The organism is Acinetobacter sp. ANC 5378, assembly GCF_013004315.1.
Taxonomy (GTDB): Bacteria; Pseudomonadota; Gammaproteobacteria; order Pseudomonadales; family Moraxellaceae; genus Acinetobacter.
In genome coordinates, this window is record NZ_JABERK010000006.1 from 18730 (window position 1) to 39692 (window position 20963).

General features: G+C 40.1%; 21 protein-coding genes. 13 read left to right on the forward strand and 8 right to left on the reverse strand.

Features of this window, described 5'->3' with window-relative positions; genetic code table 11:
• Positions 1–197: 197 nt before the first annotated feature.
• The 11 genes from HLH16_RS01720 (at position 198) to HLH16_RS01770 (ending at position 9564) form a co-directional block, all read left to right on the forward strand.
• Complete coding sequence (locus tag HLH16_RS01720) at positions 198–1580, forward strand: Do family serine endopeptidase (RefSeq protein ID WP_171527995.1); 1383 nt, start codon at positions 198–200, stop codon at positions 1578–1580.
• Between the two features lie 137 nt (positions 1581–1717).
• The gene (locus tag HLH16_RS01725) at positions 1718–2173 is read left to right on the forward strand and encodes an acyl-CoA thioesterase (RefSeq protein ID WP_171527996.1); all 456 of its coding nucleotides are present in this window, start codon (positions 1718–1720) and stop codon (positions 2171–2173) included.
• Positions 2174–2421: 248 nt separating this feature from the next.
• Positions 2422–4239 carry a translation elongation factor 4 gene (gene lepA / locus HLH16_RS01730; protein WP_171527997.1) on the forward strand — a complete coding sequence of 606 codons (1818 nt, stop codon included), beginning with the start codon at positions 2422–2424 and terminating at the stop codon, positions 4237–4239.
• Between the two features lie 21 nt (positions 4240–4260).
• On the forward strand, positions 4261–5088 hold the full coding sequence (gene lepB, locus HLH16_RS01735) for a signal peptidase I (RefSeq protein ID WP_171527998.1): 828 nt from the start codon (positions 4261–4263) through the stop codon (positions 5086–5088).
• 21 nt (positions 5089–5109) lie between these two features.
• Positions 5110–5484 (forward strand): DUF4845 domain-containing protein, encoded by a 375-nt coding sequence (locus HLH16_RS01740; RefSeq protein ID WP_171527999.1) that lies wholly within the window; start codon positions 5110–5112, stop codon positions 5482–5484.
• The gene (gene rnc / locus HLH16_RS01745) at positions 5456–6148 is read left to right on the forward strand and encodes a ribonuclease III (protein WP_171528000.1); all 693 of its coding nucleotides are present in this window, start codon (positions 5456–5458) and stop codon (positions 6146–6148) included. Before HLH16_RS01740 ends, rnc begins: the two co-directional genes overlap by 29 nt.
• Before the next feature lie 5 nt (positions 6149–6153).
• On the forward strand, positions 6154–7182 hold the full coding sequence (gene era / locus HLH16_RS01750) for a GTPase Era (RefSeq protein WP_171528001.1): 1029 nt from the start codon (positions 6154–6156) through the stop codon (positions 7180–7182).
• A gap of 37 nt (positions 7183–7219) precedes the next feature.
• Complete coding sequence (locus HLH16_RS01755; RefSeq protein WP_171528017.1) at positions 7220–7417, forward strand: NF038104 family lipoprotein; 198 nt, start codon at positions 7220–7222, stop codon at positions 7415–7417.
• A gap of 12 nt (positions 7418–7429) precedes the next feature.
• Entirely contained in the window at positions 7430–8146 is a 717-nt protein-coding gene (gene recO, locus HLH16_RS01760) for a DNA repair protein RecO (protein ID WP_171528002.1), read from the forward strand.
• Positions 8147–8172: 26 nt separating this feature from the next.
• Positions 8173–8898, forward strand: a complete 726-nt coding sequence (gene pdxJ / locus HLH16_RS01765; RefSeq protein ID WP_171528003.1) for a pyridoxine 5'-phosphate synthase — start codon at positions 8173–8175, stop codon at positions 8896–8898.
• A gap of 12 nt (positions 8899–8910) precedes the next feature.
• Positions 8911–9564, forward strand: coding sequence for a MiaE family protein (locus tag HLH16_RS01770; protein WP_171528004.1), 654 nt, complete (start codon positions 8911–8913; stop codon positions 9562–9564).
• Between the two features lie 154 nt (positions 9565–9718).
• On the opposite strand, the gene lipA is transcribed toward HLH16_RS01770, so the two are convergent.
• Positions 9719–10732: a lipoyl synthase gene (lipA, locus tag HLH16_RS01775; RefSeq protein WP_131286881.1), complete on the reverse strand. Its 1014-nt coding sequence runs from the start codon at positions 10730–10732 to the stop codon at positions 9719–9721.
• A gap of 215 nt (positions 10733–10947) precedes the next feature.
• On the opposite strand from lipA, the gene sthA reads away from it, so the two are divergent.
• Positions 10948–12360 carry a Si-specific NAD(P)(+) transhydrogenase gene (gene sthA / locus HLH16_RS01780; protein ID WP_131286879.1) on the forward strand — a complete coding sequence of 471 codons (1413 nt, stop codon included), beginning with the start codon at positions 10948–10950 and terminating at the stop codon, positions 12358–12360.
• A gap of 226 nt (positions 12361–12586) precedes the next feature.
• On the opposite strand, the gene HLH16_RS01785 is transcribed toward sthA, so the two are convergent.
• The 5 genes from HLH16_RS01785 to HLH16_RS01800 all read right to left on the reverse strand — a co-directional run bounded on the left by HLH16_RS01785 (position 12587) and on the right by HLH16_RS01800 (position 17666).
• Entirely contained in the window at positions 12587–13288 is a 702-nt protein-coding gene (locus tag HLH16_RS01785; protein ID WP_171528005.1) for a DUF1003 domain-containing protein, read from the reverse strand.
• Between the two features lie 564 nt (positions 13289–13852).
• On the reverse strand, positions 13853–14815 hold the full coding sequence (locus HLH16_RS01790; protein WP_171528006.1) for a TauD/TfdA dioxygenase family protein: 963 nt from the start codon (positions 14813–14815) through the stop codon (positions 13853–13855).
• Positions 14816–15083: 268 nt separating this feature from the next.
• The gene (locus HLH16_RS15825) at positions 15084–15218 is read right to left on the reverse strand and encodes a hypothetical protein (RefSeq protein ID WP_284729901.1); all 135 of its coding nucleotides are present in this window, start codon (positions 15216–15218) and stop codon (positions 15084–15086) included.
• A complete protein-coding gene (locus HLH16_RS01795; protein WP_171528007.1) occupies positions 15211–16425 on the reverse strand; it encodes an MFS transporter in 1215 nt (404 codons plus the stop codon). Before HLH16_RS01795 ends, HLH16_RS15825 begins: the two co-directional genes overlap by 8 nt.
• Positions 16426–16583: 158 nt before the next feature.
• On the reverse strand, positions 16584–17666 hold the full coding sequence (locus tag HLH16_RS01800) for an OmpW/AlkL family protein (RefSeq protein WP_171528008.1): 1083 nt from the start codon (positions 17664–17666) through the stop codon (positions 16584–16586).
• Positions 17667–18083: 417 nt separating this feature from the next.
• Between HLH16_RS01800 and HLH16_RS01805 the strand changes: the two genes are divergently transcribed.
• Positions 18084–18263 (forward strand): hypothetical protein, encoded by a 180-nt coding sequence (locus tag HLH16_RS01805; protein ID WP_171528009.1) that lies wholly within the window; start codon positions 18084–18086, stop codon positions 18261–18263.
• A gap of 63 nt (positions 18264–18326) precedes the next feature.
• Here the strand turns inward: HLH16_RS01805 and HLH16_RS01810 are convergent, their stop codons facing one another.
• Both HLH16_RS01810 and HLH16_RS01815 read right to left on the reverse strand, forming a co-directional pair.
• Complete coding sequence (locus HLH16_RS01810; RefSeq protein WP_171528010.1) at positions 18327–19784, reverse strand: sensor domain-containing diguanylate cyclase; 1458 nt, start codon at positions 19782–19784, stop codon at positions 18327–18329.
• Between the two features lie 185 nt (positions 19785–19969).
• Positions 19970–20758: an A1S_2505 family phage non-structural protein gene (locus HLH16_RS01815; RefSeq protein ID WP_171528011.1), complete on the reverse strand. Its 789-nt coding sequence runs from the start codon at positions 20756–20758 to the stop codon at positions 19970–19972.
• Positions 20759–20963 lie beyond the last annotated feature (205 nt).

Below are 20963 nucleotides of genomic sequence, written 5' to 3' on the forward strand. Positions count from 1 at the left end.
ACCGCTTTTTTGATCAAAAAACAAGAGCAAATATGCTAATGTATGATGAGAAAAAGTAATAAACCAACAAACTTTTAAGAAAACTTTAAGCTGTTGTTTATACAAATATAATCAAACATATTATTACCCAAGATAGACAAAGTTTATGCTAGAAACTGTCTACACATATTTATAATGAAATGGAGCGAATGCTTTATATGAAAAATCGCTATGTACAAAAAGGAATTTATGCTGCGGTATTTACGATAGCTGCAGCACAAACACAAGCAGCATCGCCAGTAGATTTTTCCAATCTGGTAGAACAAGTTAGCCCGGCAGTTGTGAGTGTAAATGTCGTTAAAAAAATGACAGAGCAAGAATTGCTACAGCAGCAAGTTCCTGAAATATTAAAACGTTTCTTTGGTAATCGGGTGATTATTCCACAGCAACAAGCACCACAAGAAAAAACGGGTTATGGCAGCGCATTTTTTATCAGTAAAGATGGTTACCTTTTAACGAATCATCATGTGGTAGAAGATGCTTCTAAAGTCACGATCATGCTGAGTGATCGCCGTGAAATTGATGCGACTGTTGTCGGAAGTGATGAGCGTACCGATGTTGCGCTTCTAAAAGTCAATGGCTCGAATTTCCCTGAATTACGTACCGGTAATGTCGATCGACTCAGAGTGGGAGAGCCGGTACTGGCTATTGGTTCTCCGTTTGGCTTTGACTATTCTGCATCAGCCGGTATTGTCAGCGCAAAAATGCGCAACATGATGGGTGAAACCTCAGTTCCATTTATTCAAACCGATGTGGCTTTGAATCCCGGGAATTCGGGTGGTCCACTATTTAATCAAAATGGTGAAGTTGTTGGGGTGAACTCACGAATCTTTAGTGGTACTGGTGGATATATGGGCTTGTCATTCTCTATTCCGATTGATGTGGCCATGGATGTGGCGGATCAGCTGAAAAAGAATGGGAAGGTAACGCGTTCATACTTGGGAATAATGCTGCAAGATATTGATCGTACCCTTGCAGAATCTTATCATCTGTCCAAACCTGAAGGTGCGCTGGTGACACAGGTGGCGCCAAATTCACCAGCAGCCAAAGCCGGCTTTAAGTCGGGCGATGTCATCTTGAAATATAATGGTTCACCCATTTCAAGAACTTCTGATTTGTTGAATTATTTAAACCGGACTACACCTAATCAAGTGATTCAGTTGCAAGTTTTACGCGATGATAAAACCCGCAATATTTCGGCGACTGTGACGACTGCTCCAGATGACACCCCGGCAAAAGTGGAACAAACCGCCCAACAAAAAGGTCCAGTGATCGGCGTTAGCATTCGCAATCTAAGCGCTGCTGAACAGGCACAGCTGGATATTAAAGGCGGTATTTTGGTGGAAGAAGTGAAGCGAGGTGGTATTGCTGCACAATCGCGCCTGATTGCAGGCGACATCATTACTCAAATCAATAATAAAACCATTCTGAATAGTGAGGATTTCATCAAATCTGTATCTGACTTGAAAAAAGGTTCAATTGCTCGGGTTTCGATTATTCGTCAAGATCAACGCGCAATTTTGGGAATGCGTATTGAATAGTCTCAATAAATGAACAGCAAAACCACTCTGAAAATGAGTGGTTTTTTTATATTTTGCAATTTTACTCGATCTTAAAATTACGTAGACTGTGGTTCCTTGAGCGAAATTTTTGCAACGAGTACGGGTTTAAAGAATATATGAGCACAGTTTTTGATTTAGAAATGACCGTTCAAGCAGATCATATTGACAGTTTGGGACATGTGAATAATGTGGTGTATATGCAGTGGATACAGGAAGTTGCGACTGCACATATTGAAGCCTTGGGTTTGGGGCTTAAAGAATACCTTGAATTGAAGCATGCAATGGTAGCGATTGAGCATCATGTGCAATATCGTAAAGCGGCATTTGAAGGCGAAAAAATTATTTTGCGTACCTGGTTGAATGATCTCAATGCACTGTATTCTTTCCGTCAATACGTCTTCTATCGTCCTCATGACCAAAGTATTTTATTTACAGGAAATACTAAATGGGCATGCATTGAAATCGCAACAGGTCGACCAAAACGCATGTCACCAACATTTACCCAAGCCTATCAACCGATAGCAGCCGAGATTAACCCGCTAGATTTCACCAATATTAATTTGAAAGCTTGAGATTACATTCCTGTCGACTACGGCTTAAACCTGATTTAATTGCTGTCATAACATTTATATATCAATACTTGAGCGAGGGTGGTTTATAGCAAAGTTTGCAGAAGAAACCGACTATTTTTAAAAGCTCTCTGTATTTTTAACTATCTACTGCTTATACTGTGCAACATCTTCGGAATATCCTTTTTTGCACGTCATAAATACTTTGTTTGTTCGAGTATGTGATTGTGTGTTTTGATTTAGAGTAGTTTATGGCAGTTGCTAAAAAGTCAGTTAATATCAACAATATACGAAATTTTTCGATTATTGCACATATCGATCATGGTAAGTCGACACTTGCAGATCGATTTATTCAAACCTGTGGTGGTTTGCAAGCTCGTGAAATGCAAGCACAAGTCCTTGACTCTATGGACATTGAGCGCGAACGCGGAATTACCATTAAAGCTGCTTCAGTAACCTTGTATTACACCCATCCAAATGGTCAAGAGTATCAATTGAATTTCATTGATACACCGGGACACGTTGACTTTTCCTATGAAGTGTCACGCTCTCTAGCAGCTTGTGAAGGTGCTTTACTAGTGGTAGATGCGGCACAAGGTGTAGAAGCACAGTCTGTTGCTAACTGCTATACCGCGATTGAACAAGGTTTGGAAGTTCTTCCTGTTTTAAACAAGATTGATTTACCTCAGGCTGAACCTGAGCGTGTAATTCAAGAAATTGAAGATATTATCGGGATTGAAGCGACAGAAGCACCGACCTGTTCTGCGAAAACAGGTCTAGGTGTTGAAGGTGTTTTAGAAACACTGGTCAATGTGATTCCGCCACCGGTCGGTGATCGTGACGCTGCTTTACAAGCCTTGATTGTCGATTCTTGGTTCGATAACTACTTAGGTGTAGTTTCTCTAGTTCGTGTTAAAGAAGGTCGTATCCGTAAGGGTGACAAAATGCTGGTCAAATCGACTGGTCAAACCCATATCGTGACATCAGTGGGTATTTTTAACCCTAAGCATACTGAAACAGGTGAGTTAGAAGCCGGTGAAGTAGGTTTTGTCATTGCCGGGATTAAAGATATTTTTGGTGCGCCAGTGGGTGATACCATCACTTTAGCGGCTACACCAGATGTTGCTGTATTACCGGGTTTTAAAAAGGTTAAACCGCAGGTCTATGCAGGTTTGTTCCCAATTGATGCCAGCGATTTTGAACCGTTCCGTGAAGCACTGCATAAATTACAAATTAATGACTCTGCATTGTTCTTCGAACCAGAAAGTTCGGATGCCTTAGGTTTTGGTTTCCGTTGTGGCTTCTTGGGCATGCTGCACATGGAAATTGTACAAGAGCGTCTAGAGCGTGAGTATGATTTAGACCTCATCAGCTCTGCACCGACAGTAATTTATGAATCGTTAATGAAGAATGGCGACACGATATACATCGACAGTCCATCGAAAATGCCTGACGGTTCAACAGTTGAAGATTTACGTGAGCCGATTGCTGAATGTCATATCTTGGTTCCTCAAGAATACTTGGGTAACGTCATGACATTATGTGTTGAACGCCGTGGTGTTCAAAAAGAAATGAAGTTCCTAGGTAAGCAAGTGTCTTTGACCTTTGAAGTGCCATTGGCTGAAGTGGTAATGGACTTCTTTGATAAATTGAAATCATGTTCACGCGGTTTTGCCTCGCTTGATTATAACTTTGTCCGTTTTGAAAGCTCATCACTGGTCAAAGTGGATGTGTTGATTAATGGTGAAAAAGTGGATGCTTTGGCGATGATTGTTCATCGTAATGATGCGCGTCACCGTGGTATTGCACTGGTTGAAAAAATGAAAGAGCTGATTCCTCGTCAGATGTTTGATGTCGCGATTCAGGCTGCAATTGGCGCACAAATTATTGCACGCTCGACTGTAAAAGCAATGCGTAAAAACGTATTGGCTAAATGTTATGGTGGTGACGTTTCACGTAAGAAGAAACTTCTATCCAAGCAAAAAGAAGGTAAGAAACGCATGAAGCAAGTGGGTAGTGTTGAAATCCCGCAAGAAGCGTTCCTGGCTGTATTGAAAGTAGAAAGATAATAAGATTGAGGATATAAGCCCATGGATTTTGATTTTAATTTAATCCTTGTACCAGCCACATTAATTTTCTTTTTGGTGTGGTTGTTGGATAAGTTTGTCTTTAAACAAAGACAAACTCTAGGCAAGGATAATGAAAATTTCATTATTACATGGGCTTATGACTTTTGGCCGGTGTTGGCAGTCGTCCTGATTCTGCGTTCATTTTTATATGAGCCTTTTAATATTCCATCAGATTCGATGGTGCCGACATTAGAAACCGGTGATTTTATTCTGGTCAATAAATTCAATTATGGAATACGTTTACCTATCGTAAATACCAAAGTGATTGACGTGGGTGAACCTGAACGTGGTGATGTAATTGTATTCCGTTATCCACCACAACCGACCATTAGTTATATTAAACGTGTTGTCGGTTTGCCAGGTGATCATATTGTTTATGATCATGGTCAGCTTTCAATTAACGGTAATAAGGTCGCTAAAGTTCCAGTTGAATTTAGCCGTGAAAAAGACATTTTAGATACACCAACCTCGATTTATCATCAAGAAACACTGGGTAAGCACACCTTTAAAATGCGTGAGCTTGAAGGTATAAATGTCGCACGCCAAGCGCCGTTTATTAATTATGTTGAAAATGGTAAATACTCGGCTGAAAATGGTTTATATTGGGAAGTCAAAGTTCCACAAGGTCACTACTTCGCGATGGGGGATAATCGCGATCAAAGTGCTGACAGTCGTTTTTGGGGCTTTGTACCAGAGGAAAACCTAACAGGTCGTGCATTCTATATCTGGATGCATAAAGAACCTGGTTTTAAATTGCCGTCATTTAATCGTAACGGTAAAATTGATTAAGCATGATTGGAAAAATAACAAATGCGTAAAAATCAACAAGGTGCATCATATATTGGAATTTTAATTGCAATTATTGGTTTTGCTTTTTTGGCAAAAATTGCAATTGCAGTCTGGGGACCGTATCTGGATGATCGTTTAATTGATAATCAGATTACGGAGTTAATGCAAAGTAGCCCGAAAAACATTTCACCTTCTGAGTTTGAGAAACAGATAGGGCAGCGTTTCGATATGAATGGCATTCGTGATATCAAGTTTAAAGATATTGCACAAGTCATCAATACCGATGGTCTGCAAGTGAAAAAAGAGTATGAGATAAGAAAGCCTTTCTTACTCAATATAGATTTAGTGTTAAAGTTCGAGAAAAGTTTTGATCAAAGGTCAGTCCAAACTAAGTGATATGCACTTGGTCAGCCGTATCGGTTATCAGTTCAAACAGCCTGAATTATTGCAGCTTGCACTGACACACCGGTCGGTGAGTCATAAATCTAACTACGAGCGTCTAGAGTTTTTAGGCGATTCGTTGTTAGGGATGATCATTGCCCATTATTTGTATCAAGCCTACCCTCGTGAAAATGAAGGGCGTTTAACGCGTATGCGTGCCACATTGGTTCGTCAAGAAGCATTAGGCAAAATTGCAAACGATTTAAAACTTGGTCCGTGTTTAATCTTAAGCACAGGCGAGTTGAAATCGGGTGGACATCATCGAGAATCAATTCTTGCTGATACTGTAGAAGCGATTATTGGTGCAATTTATGTCGACTGCAATGATTTAAAAGTCTTGCAAGAGATCGTACTCAAATGGTACGAGCCATATTTAGACCATATTGAGCCTACAGACCAACTCAAAGATCCCAAATCACGCTTACAGGAATATTTACAGGCCCGTAAAAAACCTCTCCCTATTTACGATGTTGTAGATATTCAAGGCGATGCCCCGAATCAGCATTTCAAAGTGGAATGTATTATAGAGGGTTTGCCTGTATTGTATGGTGAAGGATCCAGCCGTCGCTTTGCTGAGCAAGCAGTAGCGGCAGATATTTTAAAACAATTGGAGCAGTAATCTGCATGACTACACATTCTGATCACATCGATGCTGATCACGAGCCGAAAAGCAACGGCAACGACCTGATTAATGATTTTTTCAGTTCACAAGGCACAACTATCCCTGCAGATTTTAAAAGTGGATTTGTAGCCATTGTAGGGCGTCCAAACGTGGGTAAATCTACGTTGATGAACCATATTTTAGGTCAAAAACTTTCTATTACTTCACGTAAGCCGCAAACGACCCGTCACAAGATTGTCGGTATTGATACACGTGAAAAGTCTCAGGCAGTCTTTGTGGATACGCCGGGGATGCACAAAAAAGAAGTCCGTGCCATCAATAAAATGATGAACCGTGCGGCATCTTCTGCACTACGTGATGTGAACTTGGTGCTATTTGTGGTAGATGCGCAAAAGTGGACTCAAAACGATGAACTGGTTTTGGAAAAACTTAAAAATGCAGAAATGCCCGTTATTCTAGTGATCAATAAAATTGATACTTTTGAAAATAAAAACAGTGCTTTGCCATTGATTCAAGAGCGAGCGAAGTTGATGAATTTCGCAGAAATTGTTCCTGTTTCAGCTTTGCGCGCCTCAAATCTTGATCATTTGCGTGACACGATTGAAAACTATTTACCGTTTCAGCCACCTTTGTATGCATTGGATCAGATTACCGATCGTTCAGAGCGCTTCCTTGCATCTGAAGTGATTCGTGAAAAGATCATGCGTCAATTAGGTGAAGAACTACCGTATGATTTAACAGTACAGATTGAGTCATTCAAGACTGAAGAAGCGACTGTTCATGAAAAAACCGGTCGTCCAAAACCAGCATGTATCTATATCGATGCAACGATTTTTGTTGATCGCCAAGGTCAAAAGGCCATTGTGATTGGTGAAAAAGGCGCGAAGCTGAAAAAAATCGGTATGGATGCGCGTGCTGATATGGAAAAAATGTTTGAACAAAAGATCATGCTGACACTTTGGGTTAAAGTGAAAGGCGGTTGGTCTGATGACGAACGTGCATTGAAAAGTTTAGGTTATAGCGATATCTAAACAGTTTTGATAAGCAACTCTTTTATAGGGAATAGTGATGATCAAAGTATTGGCAGTTGTAGCATGTGTTTTATTTCTGCAAGGCTGTATTCATAAACTTGTCACTGTCCCTGTAAAAGTGGCTTATAAAACCACGAAGGGCGTAGTTAAAGGAACTGCTGCCGTCGTGGGTGCGGTCATTCCAGATGGGGATGACGAAGAAAGTGATGACGATTCTAAAAAGAAAAAAGATTAGATTTGATTATTCATGCGAAATGAAGAATTGCATGGCTATTTAATTCATCATCGTAAATACCGTGAGCGCAGTCATATCGTGCATTTGTTTACGCAGGAGCATGGTCGCGTTGATGGAATCTTAAGACAAACGCCACCTCCGCAATACCAACCGATTTGCTTGCAAGCTTCTGGAAAATCTGATCTTAAAAATTTTACTAAACTAGAAATTGTCAATCAGCCGGTTTTTTTCTTTGGCGATGCCTTTTTTTCTGGCTTTTATTTAAATGAACTTATTCTTCGTTTGTGTCCAGTTGAAGTTGAAATGCCACAAACCTTTGTGCAATATCATCAGACCTTGCAACAACTGCAACAATTGGCACAACACGAAAATCCTCATCTTTTTTTACGGCAAATTTTACGCCAGTTTGAACATGCTCTCTTGGAAGAGCTTGGTTATGCACTCGACTTTAGTACTGATGCTCAGCAGCATGAGATTCAGGTAACTCAAAATTATCTATTTCAGCTCAATGAAGGTTTTATCCCCACTGCACAACAGTCACGCTCAACTTTATCGGGACAGCACATTCTGTCGATGCGTGATTATGAAAAGGGTAGGGATTTTAACCCGGAGCAGTTACAATTGTTGGCTCAACTGTATCGGCAGATGATCACCTCTCTTTTGGGAGAGCGACCACTGAAAAGCCGTCAATTGTGGGTTCTAAATACTCAATCTAAATCTCAATCTTAATTTTTAATCATGGTTAGGAAATTATTATGGCTGCATTGCTTGGTGTAAATATTGACCATGTGGCGACATTGCGACAGGCGCGCGGAACCACTTATCCAGATCCAGTCAATGCTGCATTGATTTGTGAACAAGCCGGTGCAGAAGGGATTACCCTGCATTTACGTGAAGACCGTCGTCATATTCAGGATGATGATGTGCGTCGTATGCGTCCGTTATTGAAAACGCATATGAACCTGGAAATGGCTGTGACCGCTGAAATGGTTGAATTTGCCAAAGAAATCAAGCCGCATCATGTTTGCTTTGTTCCAGAAAAACGTCAGGAAGTGACTACTGAAGGTGGTCTGGATGTTTTAGGACATTTTGAAGGGGTCAAAGCAGCCACCCAAGCCTTAACTGCGATTGGTTGCGAAGTGTCTTTGTTTATTGATGCCGATATTGCGCAAATTGATGCTGCAATTGCTTGTGGTGTACCGACCATTGAAATTCATACCGGTGCCTATGCAGATGCAAAAACAGCAGAAGCACAACAGCACGAACTTGAGCGTATTGTTCAAGGTGCAGAATATGCAGCCGCTAAAGGTTTGTTGGTGAATGCAGGACACGGTTTAAACCTTAAAAATGTCACGCCAATTGCTCAAATTCCGCAAATTCATGAACTTAATATTGGTCATTCCATTATTGCCGATGCTGTGTTTGTGGGTTTAGCTCAAGCCGTTCAACAAATGAAAGCTGTCATTAAATCAGCAAGATAAGTTTTTAGAATTATGTCGTTAATAAATTATGATGATCTTATGAAGCCCGTTTTGGGCTTCTTGGGATGTGAAACACCAAAAGCATGGTTGGATGAAGCAATGAATAACTTAGAGTTACTCATGCAAGATCATGCCAATTGTGAAAAGAAAGCAGCAGGTACGGCTATGAACCTGATGTTTCGCTACACGTTCTTTACCGATTTACAGGTTAAGCTGGCACAGTTGGTGCGTGAAGAAATGTTGCACTATGAACAAGTGCTTGAACTAATGACCAAACGTGGGCAGGAATGGCAATCGATTAGTGCGGGTCGTTATGCAGGTGGATTGCGTAAAGAAGTACGTACTTATGAGCCTGAAGCTTTAATCGACATTATGATTATTGGTGCTTTTGTAGAAGCGCGTTCATGTGAGCGTTTTTATGCGCTCGCACCGCTTGTAGATGAAGACTTAGGTCGATACTACCGCTATCTTCTCAAGTCTGAATCTCGTCACTTTGAGGATTACTTGGCATTGGCATTGGATGTCGCTCAAACTTCAAAGTTAAAAAATCCTAAAGAAGATATTCAGCAGCGTATTGCACACTTTCGTGAAGTTGAAAAAAACCTGATTTTAACTCCAGATGATTTATTCCGCTTTCATAGTGGTGTGCCGAGTAAAGCTGCTTAATCTATAGTTTTTGATCTATAATTTTTTAAAAATCCTCTATTTGAATAGGGGATTTTTTTATATCGGGTCATTTTTACAATCTTAAAATAAAAATGCCAACCTAAATAGATTAGGTTGGCATCACTCAATCAGGCTGATTTTTATTTAGACTGAATTAAGCTTCGATGGTTTGTACGGCAATTTTCTTTGCAGGATCAACTTTACGACGTACTGCCGGAACAGGTTCGCCATAGTATTGACGGTCAGCAAAGTAGCTTGAACGAACCATAGGGGCTGCCCAAATATTTTTGAAACCGAGCTTTTGACCATGTGCAGTATAGCGTTCAAATTCTTCTGGTGTTACGAAGCGGTCAATCGGTGCATGCTGCTTGGAAGGCTGTAAATACTGACCGATGGTGATGTAATCCACATCATGTGCACGAAGATCATCAAGCAGTGCCAGCACTTCTTCTTCAGTTTCACCCAAACCAACCATCAATCCACACTTGGTTGGAACGTCAGGACAATATTCTTTAAACATTTTAAGCAGGTCTAATGAATGCTGATAGTCAGAACCTGGACGCATCGCTTTATACAAACGTGGCACAGTTTCAATGTTGTGGTTGAATACGTCTGGCGGGCATTCCGTCATAATGCGTAAAGCAACATCCATACGACCACGAAAATCTGGAACTAGAATTTCAAGTAGCGTTTTTGGGCTTAATTCACGTGCTTCTTTAATACAATCTACAAAGTGCTGAGCACCCCCATCTCGAAGATCATCACGGTCAACAGAGGTGATCACCGCATATTTCAAACCTAAGTTAGCGATGGTTTCTGCCATATGACGGGGTTCATCCGGATCAAGTGCATTTGGACGACCATGTGCAACGTCACAGAACGGGCAGCGACGGGTACAGATATCACCCATAATCATAAAGGTTGCTGTACCGCCACCAAAACATTCCGGCAGGTTAGGGCAAGCCGCTTCTTCACAAACCGTATGTAATTTTTGTGCGCGTAACGTTGTTTTAATGCGTTGAACTTCATCAGGAGCCGCCATTTTGACGCGAATCCAATCCGGTTTGCGTGGCGTTTCAACCGTAGGTACAACTTTTACAGGAATACGAGCGACCTTCTCTGCGCCACGAAGTTTGACACCCTGTTCTGGTTTACGGTTTTCAGACATATTCAACTTTTCCACTGTTTTTGACGGGGGAGATGCGAGACATAATAGCCCCTGTATTATAGCGAACTTAGGCTGAAATAGGGTAAAAACGATATTCATTTAAAAAATGTGGTTATCACTCAATATATGTCAGCTAAATACACCAAATGCATGGGAATTACGTCATAATATAACTCAGATTGATTAAAGATAGATTTTGATTAAAGGAGCGTTGAATGCCACGTAAAAAAGAGGTCGTTAGTGGAACTTTCGTTAAATACGACGCGGTAGTTCTCGGTTCAGGCCCAGCTGGTGAAGGCGCAGCAATGAAACTTGCTAAATCAGGCAAGCGTGTTGCAATTGTTGATATTCGTGAGCAGTTAGGTGGTAACTGTACTCATGTAGGAACTATTCCAAGTAAAGCATTGCGTCAAACGGTATCGAGCATTTTACGTTACCAACGTGACCCAATGTTCCAGAAAGTGGGCGACTGGAAACAGTTCACCATGAAACAAGTATTGCGTAATGCACATAAAGTGATTCAGCAACAGGTTGAAACACACTCGCGTTTTTATGATCGTAATAAAATTGATATTTATCATGGTCGTGCATACATCCAAGATCAAAATACCGCACTGATTTTCAGTGATGACGGGATTAAAGAAACCATTGTTTTCCAGCAATTGGTGATTGCGACAGGTTCGCGTCCATACCGTCCAGCGGCACTTGATTTTAATCATCCACGTGTATTTGATTCAGATAAAATTTTGGATCTTGATTTCTCAATCCAGAAAATCATCATTTACGGTGCCGGTGTTATTGGTTGTGAATATGCGTCGATCTTCATTGGTCTGGACCATAAAGTTGATTTGATTAACACCCAACATAAATTACTCAGCTATTTAGATGATGAGATTTCTGATGCCTTGTCTTACCGTTTGCGTGAACAGGGTGTGTTGATTCGTCATAACGAACAACTGGATCATCTTGAAACATTCGATGATCACGTGGTGATGTATTTACAAAGTGGTAAGAAAATTAAAGCTGACGCCATTTTGTGGTGTAACGGCCGTTCGGGTAATACTGATGGTTTAGGCCTTGAAAATGTGGGTATTCAACCCAACAGCCGTGGTCAGTTAACCGTAAATGATCAGTATCAGACTGAAGTGGAAAATATCTACGCTGCCGGTGACGTGATTGGCTGGCCATCGCTTGCTTCTGCTGCTTATGACCAAGGTCGTTGCGCAGGTTCAAACATGAGCGGTGAACATGTTGCACCAGTAACGGATATTCCGACAGGTATTTATACCATTCCGGAAATTTCTTCGATTGGTAAGACTGAACAGCAATTGACTGAAGAAAAGATTCCTTACGAAGTAGGGCAAGCGTCTTTCCGTCACTTGGCACGTGCGCAGATTACTGGCGACACTGTCGGTGAGTTGAAGATTCTATTCCACCGTGACACGCTGGAAATTTTGGGTGTCCATTGTTTTGGTAACAATGCTTCAGAAATTATTCACATCGGTCAAGCGGTGATGAATAGTGGTAATAACACGATTAAATATTTTGTTGAAACCACCTTTAACTATCCGACTATGGCGGAAGCGTACCGTGTAGCAACATTGAACGGTATGAACCGTTTGTTCTAAGTCTGATTTAAGTCTTAGATTGAAAAACCCGTAAGTGAAGGCTTTCGGGTTTTTTTATGTAGAGCATAAAGTGAAATTTTGATAATTATAAAATGAGCATTCTGAAATAGAGTTCATCAGCAGATTTCATCAAATCTGCGGGCTGTATTTTTTTTGCGACAATCATTTGGGAAATTAACTCATTCCCGTTTTCTCGGTTATTTAATGACAATATGGACAGATTTTTTTAATGTTTTTTGCTCATTTCAGAGAGTAACTCGAGTTGGATTTCTTGTATTTCTGCCAGCCGATCCCACTGATGCATTAATAGATGATCTAATTTTTCATGCAAATGTTGAATTTCAAGCTCGGCTTTTAAGTTAATTTGATAATCATTTTGTGAACGCAATCTATCTTTTGCTTCTTGTCTATTTTGGCTCATCATGATTACCGGTGCTTGAATAGCCGCTATACAGGACAGGATTAAATTTAACAGGATAAAAGGATAAGGATCAGCAGGATGTGAGACCATAACCACCGTATTCACAATAATCCAGATGGCTAAAAAAATACCAAAACAAATCAGAAAGGCCCAACTTCCACCAAAAGACGCAATTTTATCTGCCAGTCTTTCACCAAAAGTCCAGTTTTGATCGAGTTTGGTTTCAACATTTTTTGTGATGAGTTCATGCTGTTGCATGCTGTTAATCACTTCATACTCAAGATCAGTCACTTCACCTTTTTCAGACTTTAACAATGAATGAACATACTGAATTCGATACTTGGTTAAATCTGCCTGGCAAATATAACTTTGAGGTGACCATTCTGGAAAATCCTGTGAAATTACTTCTGTAATGACTTTGCGTACTGTACCCATCGGGATGAGACTTTTTAGCGGAAAATGTTTTCCACAAACCAGACATTTATAAGATTCATTTTTTTCACTCATGATCGCTCTCTTTTCTAATCATCCTGAAATTATTGGATAAACACTGTCGATTATATCTTAACCATGTTTGGAGTTTTTCACTGCCTATATTGTTAATTTTTTCTACGCTAAATATTGGATTCAGAAAGTTTCTGATAACGTGGCTTAGTTGTTTTTTCAGCAGGAGATAAACTCATTCAAAAATGAAGCCATATCTAGTGAACCTTTAATTTTGGCAAAATTTTTGGCATGATTTTTTATGTAAAATGTCTCGAATGGCAGTCATTTATTGCACTTCATTTTCACCAATTTTACCGTGATTACCTTTGGACGGGTGATGCTTTAACTCACCATCCATAAAGAATGGTTACAGTTTCAAAACTAGGGTATGGATGCATAACTAACCAACCAGACAAGGGAGAGTTAGGGTGCGAAGTTTGCTGGAATATTGAATTGAGCAATTTAAATGGTGAGAGGTGCAGAACAAAAAAATTTGAACATCTTGAATCTTGGTTATTGTTATTTCAAGATGTTCAAAAACGGGCATTTTTATTGTTTTTATTATTATTTTTATTTAAGCAACCTTTAGAAAGGGCGACCTCCTGCAAGACTGATGCGTTTCAATAAACGGCGTTGATCGGCAGGGAAAGGGCGGCGTGAATGTAACGTGACCTGATTGTCCCAAAAGACGATGTCGCCTTTTTGCCATTGATGTTCATAACGAAATTCTGGCTTGAGTAGATGTTCGCGTAATGAAGCGATTAATTCACTCCCAGCCTGATCATCATAATTTACCAGTTCAACTTCACTTCGTGTATTCAGCCAAAGCGCTTTGCGACCACTTTCTGGATGTGTGCGTACCAAAGGATGTGGGTAAGCGTGCCCGATAATCGGTTGATCTTTGAAACGGTATAAAGGACTTGTGCCATAACCATTGTTATCCTGATCTTTCACCTGTTGTCGACGGACAAAGGGGTTGTAGGTGATTAATTGTAATTGATCAATATGCTGTTTGGTTGCCTCATCGAGTGCTTCATAGGCTTTAATGGTGTTGAACCATGAGGTTTGGCCGCCATCTTCTGGAAGTTCTATGGCATAGAGTAATGAACCGAAAGAAGGTTGTGGCGTCCATTGGTGATCGGCATGCGGAGTCAGTTCGCCATGTCCGGTGTAATCGCCTTGACCCACGGCATTAGATATAGGAACGACATCGGGTGGAGTGCCCGTATCCGATTGCGTTGCAAGTACTGGATTGTCTGCACTTGGGCGAAAAATAGAGCCAAAATAACTGGCAAAGGCCAAGTACTGTAAATCATCCAGACTTTGATTTTTGAAAATTAAAATCAGGTGTTCAGCCAAGGCTTGTTTCAGCCGGTAAATGGTTTCACCGGCTTGGGCTTTACGGGCATCTAAACCAGAAACAATGGCACCTAATGCTTCACCCTGTAAGGGAGTAATGCTGATTTCTTCTGGATTTTGAAATTGTTCTGCCTGATGCCAACGCGGTGCATCATGAATGGCTTGGGATAGTTGGGTAAGGCTGGTCATCTTTTTCTCAAATTATTTTGCTGTGAAAAAAATCTAATCAAAAATGACCAAAATTCAAAATTCAAAATTCAAAATTCAAAATTCAAAATTCAAAATTCAAAATTCAAAATTCAAAATTCAAAATTCAAAATTCAAAATTCAAAATCAAAAGAAGTGCTAACCTTATGAAATAACAACGAAAAATAATTAAATTTATGATTATTAAACTTTTAATATAAACAGCAAAATAAAGCAGTTTTTTTGCTGTTTAAGTGCTGATTTTTAAGCATTAATGTGGACAGAATGCCTGATTGAAATATTCAAACAGTTGCGGTGTTTTGAACCACAATAGAATGGCTAGACCGAGTAAACCTACCACTGCTAGACCAATCAGGATTTTTAAGCCAAGTAAAGAATCAGTCATGAATCACAGCCTCCTCATTGACAAAGAAATGCACCAGTACACCCACCAGACTGAGCACGATTGAAAAGATCCAGACCATATTGTAGTTGCCTGTCATATCGTGATTGACACCCCCGAGCCATCCGCCAAAAAATGAACCGACTTGATGGGTAAAAAATACCAGACCACTCAGCATGGAAAGGTATTTCACTCCGAACATATTCGCCACAATACCGTTGGTTAGCGGCACAGTCGATAACCAGAGTAATCCCATAATCACACCAAAGCCATAAATTGTCCACGTGCTTAAAGGTAGCGCCAAAAAGGCGATAATGGCGATCCCGCGCAAACCGTATAAACCCATGAGTAATCGAGGTTTGGAATATCGACCACCGAGCCAACCTGCACTATATGTACCGACAATATTAAATAAACCAACCAAAGCCAGAAAAATAGTACCGATGGTGGCATTAAAACCATGATCAATCAGATAGCCGGGTAAATGAATGCCGATAAACACCACCTGAAAACCACAGACAAAAAAGCCCAAAGCTAAGAACAAAAAGGGGATATGGTTTTTGGCAATCACCAGGATTTGTTTAAAACCTAAAGCGGGCTTATTGAGATCCGCTGATGCCTGAGGTGCGACATACATCGGTGCTTTTAACATCCAGGCCAAAGGAATAATCAGGGCAATCAGAATGGCACTGACCACCAAGGCTGCTGACCATCCAACACTTTGTAAAAGCAGCAGGGTTGAGGGCAACATAATAAATTGCCCAAATGAACCTGCGGCACTGGCAATCCCCATCGCAAGGCTACGCTTCTCAGGATGCGCAGCACGTCCCACAGCAGAAAGTAAAACCGGGAAAGATGTCGCAGATAGAGCTAAGCCCAAGATTAAACCGACGCTTAAATTTAGCATTAAGCCTGTGGAACTGAAGGCCATCAGCAATAAACCGATGCTGTATAAAGCACCGCCTACTGCAACTACAATTTTACTGCCATATTTATCGGCAAAAGCACCAGTAATCGGTTGTACCGCACCCCAGATTAAGTTCTGCATCGCAATGGCAAGACTAAAGACATTATGTCCCCAACCAAACTCATGACTCATAGGTACAAGATACAGCCCAAAAGCATGTCGTACCCCTAGGGATAACGCCAGAATCAGCGCACTTCCAATTAACATGTAAATAAGAGGTTTGGAAAAACGGGTATCTGACATAATTCATCCATGCTGCGATTGCGATGTCGCTATGTTATTCGATTTTGAAAAGGGAAACGATTCAATAAAACTTAAACAAAAGATAAAATTAAGTTATAGCAAGTTTTATGAACTCAAAAAAAGACGACATAGAGCCGTCATTTTTCTCAATGAAAAACTTAGAAGCGAATACCTACACCTGCATAAGCCAATAAGGGGTTAATTTCAATCTCAGCTTTAGATCGGATTAATTCACCGTGGGTCGCATCTGTCACAGTAATCATGGTTTCATTTTTCATATGCACGTAGGAAACTGAACCGACCGCAAACCACTTGTCATTAAAGTCATAAGTAAAACCTAAGGTGGCAATAGGTGCAATCGCATCGGTTGCTTCCAGATCCACTTGAGGATTGGCTTTGCTTAGTTTGCCCTCTAGAGAAGCGCCAGCATTAACTTGTTTAATATTGGCAATCATGTGACCGGCTGCGATTAAATCCTGTTCGGTATGCGGGTTGATTTCCAGTTCATTAAAGTATGCATACATCACGCCTAAACCCACATAAGGGCGGAATTTATTGACACCGGTTTTCCCAAAGTGATATTGGAATTCAAACGCAGGCGTCCAGGCACGAGCTGTGGCGGCAGCGCCATGGGCTTCTAAATCAGTAATAAAAATATCGTTTTGCAGATCAATATTTAAAAATTCTAAAGGTAAGTTACCAATTTGTGGTGTGGCCACAGCAGAGAAAGGTGCATAAATTTTGCCTTTACCCTGTAAGTCTACTTTAGGGGGAATACCGGCTTTTATTTCAAAGGAAATATGATCGGTAAAGAAGTAATTGGTCATGATACCCAGCGTATTGACATCATCTGCCTCTAGACCTGTACCTGGGTTATTCCACTCTTCTAATCCTTGTATTTTTGAACTGCCACTCAGTCTACTGCCTAGTTTTCCCCCAGTAAAAAAGCCTATTCCTTCTAATGCAGTCGCAAGAGCTTTTTGATTTACATTCGGATTAAGATTGTTTAATACGGTATCGACCTGAATATCACCATTCTTGGAAACTTCACCATTTTTAACTGCAGTTTTGACTTGGAAGGATTGGGCTTTACCTTGCGGCATGACATGTAGCGCGCCGACAGAAACAGAAAAGCGTTTAAAACCGTCCCCATCTTGTAAACTAAAATAAGGTGAATTGGCATAGCTTATTGCAGGTACAGCAGCAAGAGACGACATAATACAAAGTAACGACTTGTTCATTCAGGGACTCCATGTCCATTTTACGTTTATAAGTTTTTTTCTGGTTTTGATTATATGGTTGAAAAATCACCTGAATGTTTCTAAAAAATATTAGTCTGGTTGTATTCCTGTAAATAATTAGATGATTTGTTTCAATGGGATAGATGATTGATCTATTGGGAATAGAAATATTTTTGCAAGCTTGAGCAGTTTTAAGTGTGGTTAAATATTGGATAATTAAGAAAATATTCATCTATTTTTAGAATATTTTGGGGGTTTTATTTCCCTTATGATTGTTGAATAATTTGATCATTAATGGGGATGAAATACGTGTTTGAATTTGCAAAAAGCAGCGCATTAAACGATTTAAAAAATCCGATCTCGCACTTAAAGGCATTTTTCCGTACAATATGCCTCAGAAATCCTTGAGTGAATCACATGAGCACCCAAAATACTCCCAAGAAAAAACCATTGGTCAATTTGCCTTTCCCGATTAAAAAAGAGACTGAGCAAAATACCGATGAAGTGTTAGAGGAATTACGTCCACGTCCGCAGCGCTATGCTGATCGCACCTGGATGCCGCCTCGTGGCACACGCCGTTCGATGGGTAAGCGCTAAGCTTTCAAAAAAAGCCATGGTTTTTGCCATGGCTTTTTTATTTGGGTATTACACTTTGCATGATTAAAGATCATTAAGTATTGGTTTTCTTCTATTGTGCTTAAGATAATGATTTCTTTTGTCCTGATACATGGCCATGTCAGCCCGTTTTAGCATATCTTCCATGCGTTCATCGAGATGATTGGTCGCATAACCAATGGACAGGCTAATCGGTTGATTGGAATAAAATTGGTTATCTACTAATAAAAGTTCTTGCAGGCTTTGCAAACAGTTTTGTAGCGCTGCTTCATCAGCACCCGGCAACAATATGACAAACTCGTCGCCACCAATCCGGCAGGCAGAATACAGGGTTTGATGAACCACCTGGTTTAATACGTTGCCCATGCGTTGTAATAAGCTATCACCCGCATCATGACCTAACTGATCATTGAGTTCTTTTAATCCATTCATATCCATAAAAATACAGGATACCGGGCGCTGCCTATTACGTTGTAACCGATTTAATTCAGTTGTATAAAAAGAACGGTTATACAGTTTGGTCAGCACGTCGTGCTTGCCTAAATATTCCAGATACTTTTCAGCTTTTTTACGCGCGGTGATATCGGTGAGTGCAACCTGAACCATTCCCCAATTATCCTGGTAATCGGGGAAGACCGTAAATTGCAGCAGTACGTGGCGGATGCTGCCATCTAGCGCATAATTCACAGCTTCACGCTGATGATGAATATTGCCATTCCAAAGCTCGATTAATTGCTCTCGAAAGGTTTGAGTCATTTCCTGAGCAAAAACTTTATGCATGTTTTTAAACAAAACCTCTTTATTCGGTGCACTAAATAATTCCAGTGTTGCCTGATTGACATCAATAATCAAAATCTCTTTGATGCACTCATGTACGAAATCATTATGCACATCTAAAAAAGTGCTGAAGTCTTCAATACCTAAATCACGTAATTGATCTAATTTAATTTTGATCCGGCTAAAATCTTCCACCCAAAGTGAGGTCGGTGAATAAATAAAGCGGGCTTCCGCGAGATGTCGGCTTTTTTCTTCAAGACGGCAGGCTTCGGTATAAGAAGTAATATCTTCCGTCGTAATTAACAGTAATGATAAATCGTGTTCATGTTGCGGCAGTACAATGCCTTTGAGCTGGATATCCAGACGTTTACCCGTCAGGGTATAGTTCACCGCGGAATTGGAAAACTGGGTTTCGCCATTCCATAAGGCCAGCAGTTCCTTGACATGGGTTTTGCTCATATCTTCTTTAAAGACTAAATCAAGATTTTGATGTAAATGTTCAAAGTCCTTGGCTTGATACAGTTCCAGAGTTTTAGAGTTTACTTTTAATAATTTAATTTTTCTTGCACATTCAAGTATTCGGGATTGATCTTGTTGTAGAAAATCTAACAGATCTTGGACACCCTGTTCACGCCAAATATCAAATTGTTTTTTAACTTCACTATAGTCTTCAAGCCACATTGCAATGGGAGATAGTTCGAAAAAGGGGGAGTCCAGCATTTCCATTCAAGCAGCTCTTATTTTTTATTTAAGTTTAAGAATGAAGTATAGAGTGAAAAAAATAATTTTGAAATAATGTGATAAGTAAAATAATATTTTCGCTTAATGGTGTTGTATGTCACCAATTACAATTCGGCAGAGCTAAAAAAAGCCAATTCAGAAATTGGCTTTTTTAAAAAGAAATATCAAAATTAACGACTTTTTTTACGTGCTTTATTTTCAGGTTTAGGTGCAGGAATTTCTCGTTCACCTTGCCAAACATCAATAAAATCTTTTTCATTAATATTGTACAGTTCAAGCAAAGCTAAAATCACGCCACCAAACATCATCGGGCCTTCAGAGTTACTTTGCCATTCAAATATTTTGCCATTTAGAACATGTAAAATATCTGAAATTTCAAAACTACGATCACGTCCATTGCTATCGGTTGGGTAAATTTGCGTATTTAAAATAATTCTTGCGGCACTTTTTTCATTTTCAGATAAATCTAGACCGGTAACAATGTCATCATCACGGGTTGAAAAAATCACATCATCGCTAAAAACGGTTCTTAAGAAATGTCGGGTCAGCTTGGGTAAGGCTCTTTCTACAAAAGGACGGAACGAACTTGGGAAAATCACATTATGTGAAATGCCTTTGAACATAGGCGCAATTTCTTCGGTTTTATAGCCTGCAATCCCACAACCAATTGAGGTGATGAAATAGGTCATCTTGGGATGGTTTTTGGTGTAAATCTTGAAATCATCAATATAGTGCTGAATTTGCGACAAGGGCATTTGTTGCAAATGCTCATTCATGGTTGGAATGGCATAGCTTTGACCGGACCAACCGCGACCGACACCTGTCATCGCACCAAAGTGCTCAAGCGCAGTACGTGCAGCTCCACCTGCATGCTGTCCTGCCATATTGCTGCCAAAAACAAACACAGTATCTTCAGGTAAGCTTTTTACAATATTTTCATCGTGATAGTGATATGACATAGGCGAATACAATCGTGATGGTCTTTCATTCATGTTGCAATTGAAATGGCAGATGGTCAAGTGAAAGATCAGGATTTTTAAAATTAGAATAAAAGTTAGCGTCTTTGATAAGGATAAAGATAGTTTTGCAAGAAAAAGAGGCTTTACAAAGATTTTAGCTGATCTGATGTGATTTGATGAAAGCACTGAAATAAGAAGATCAACT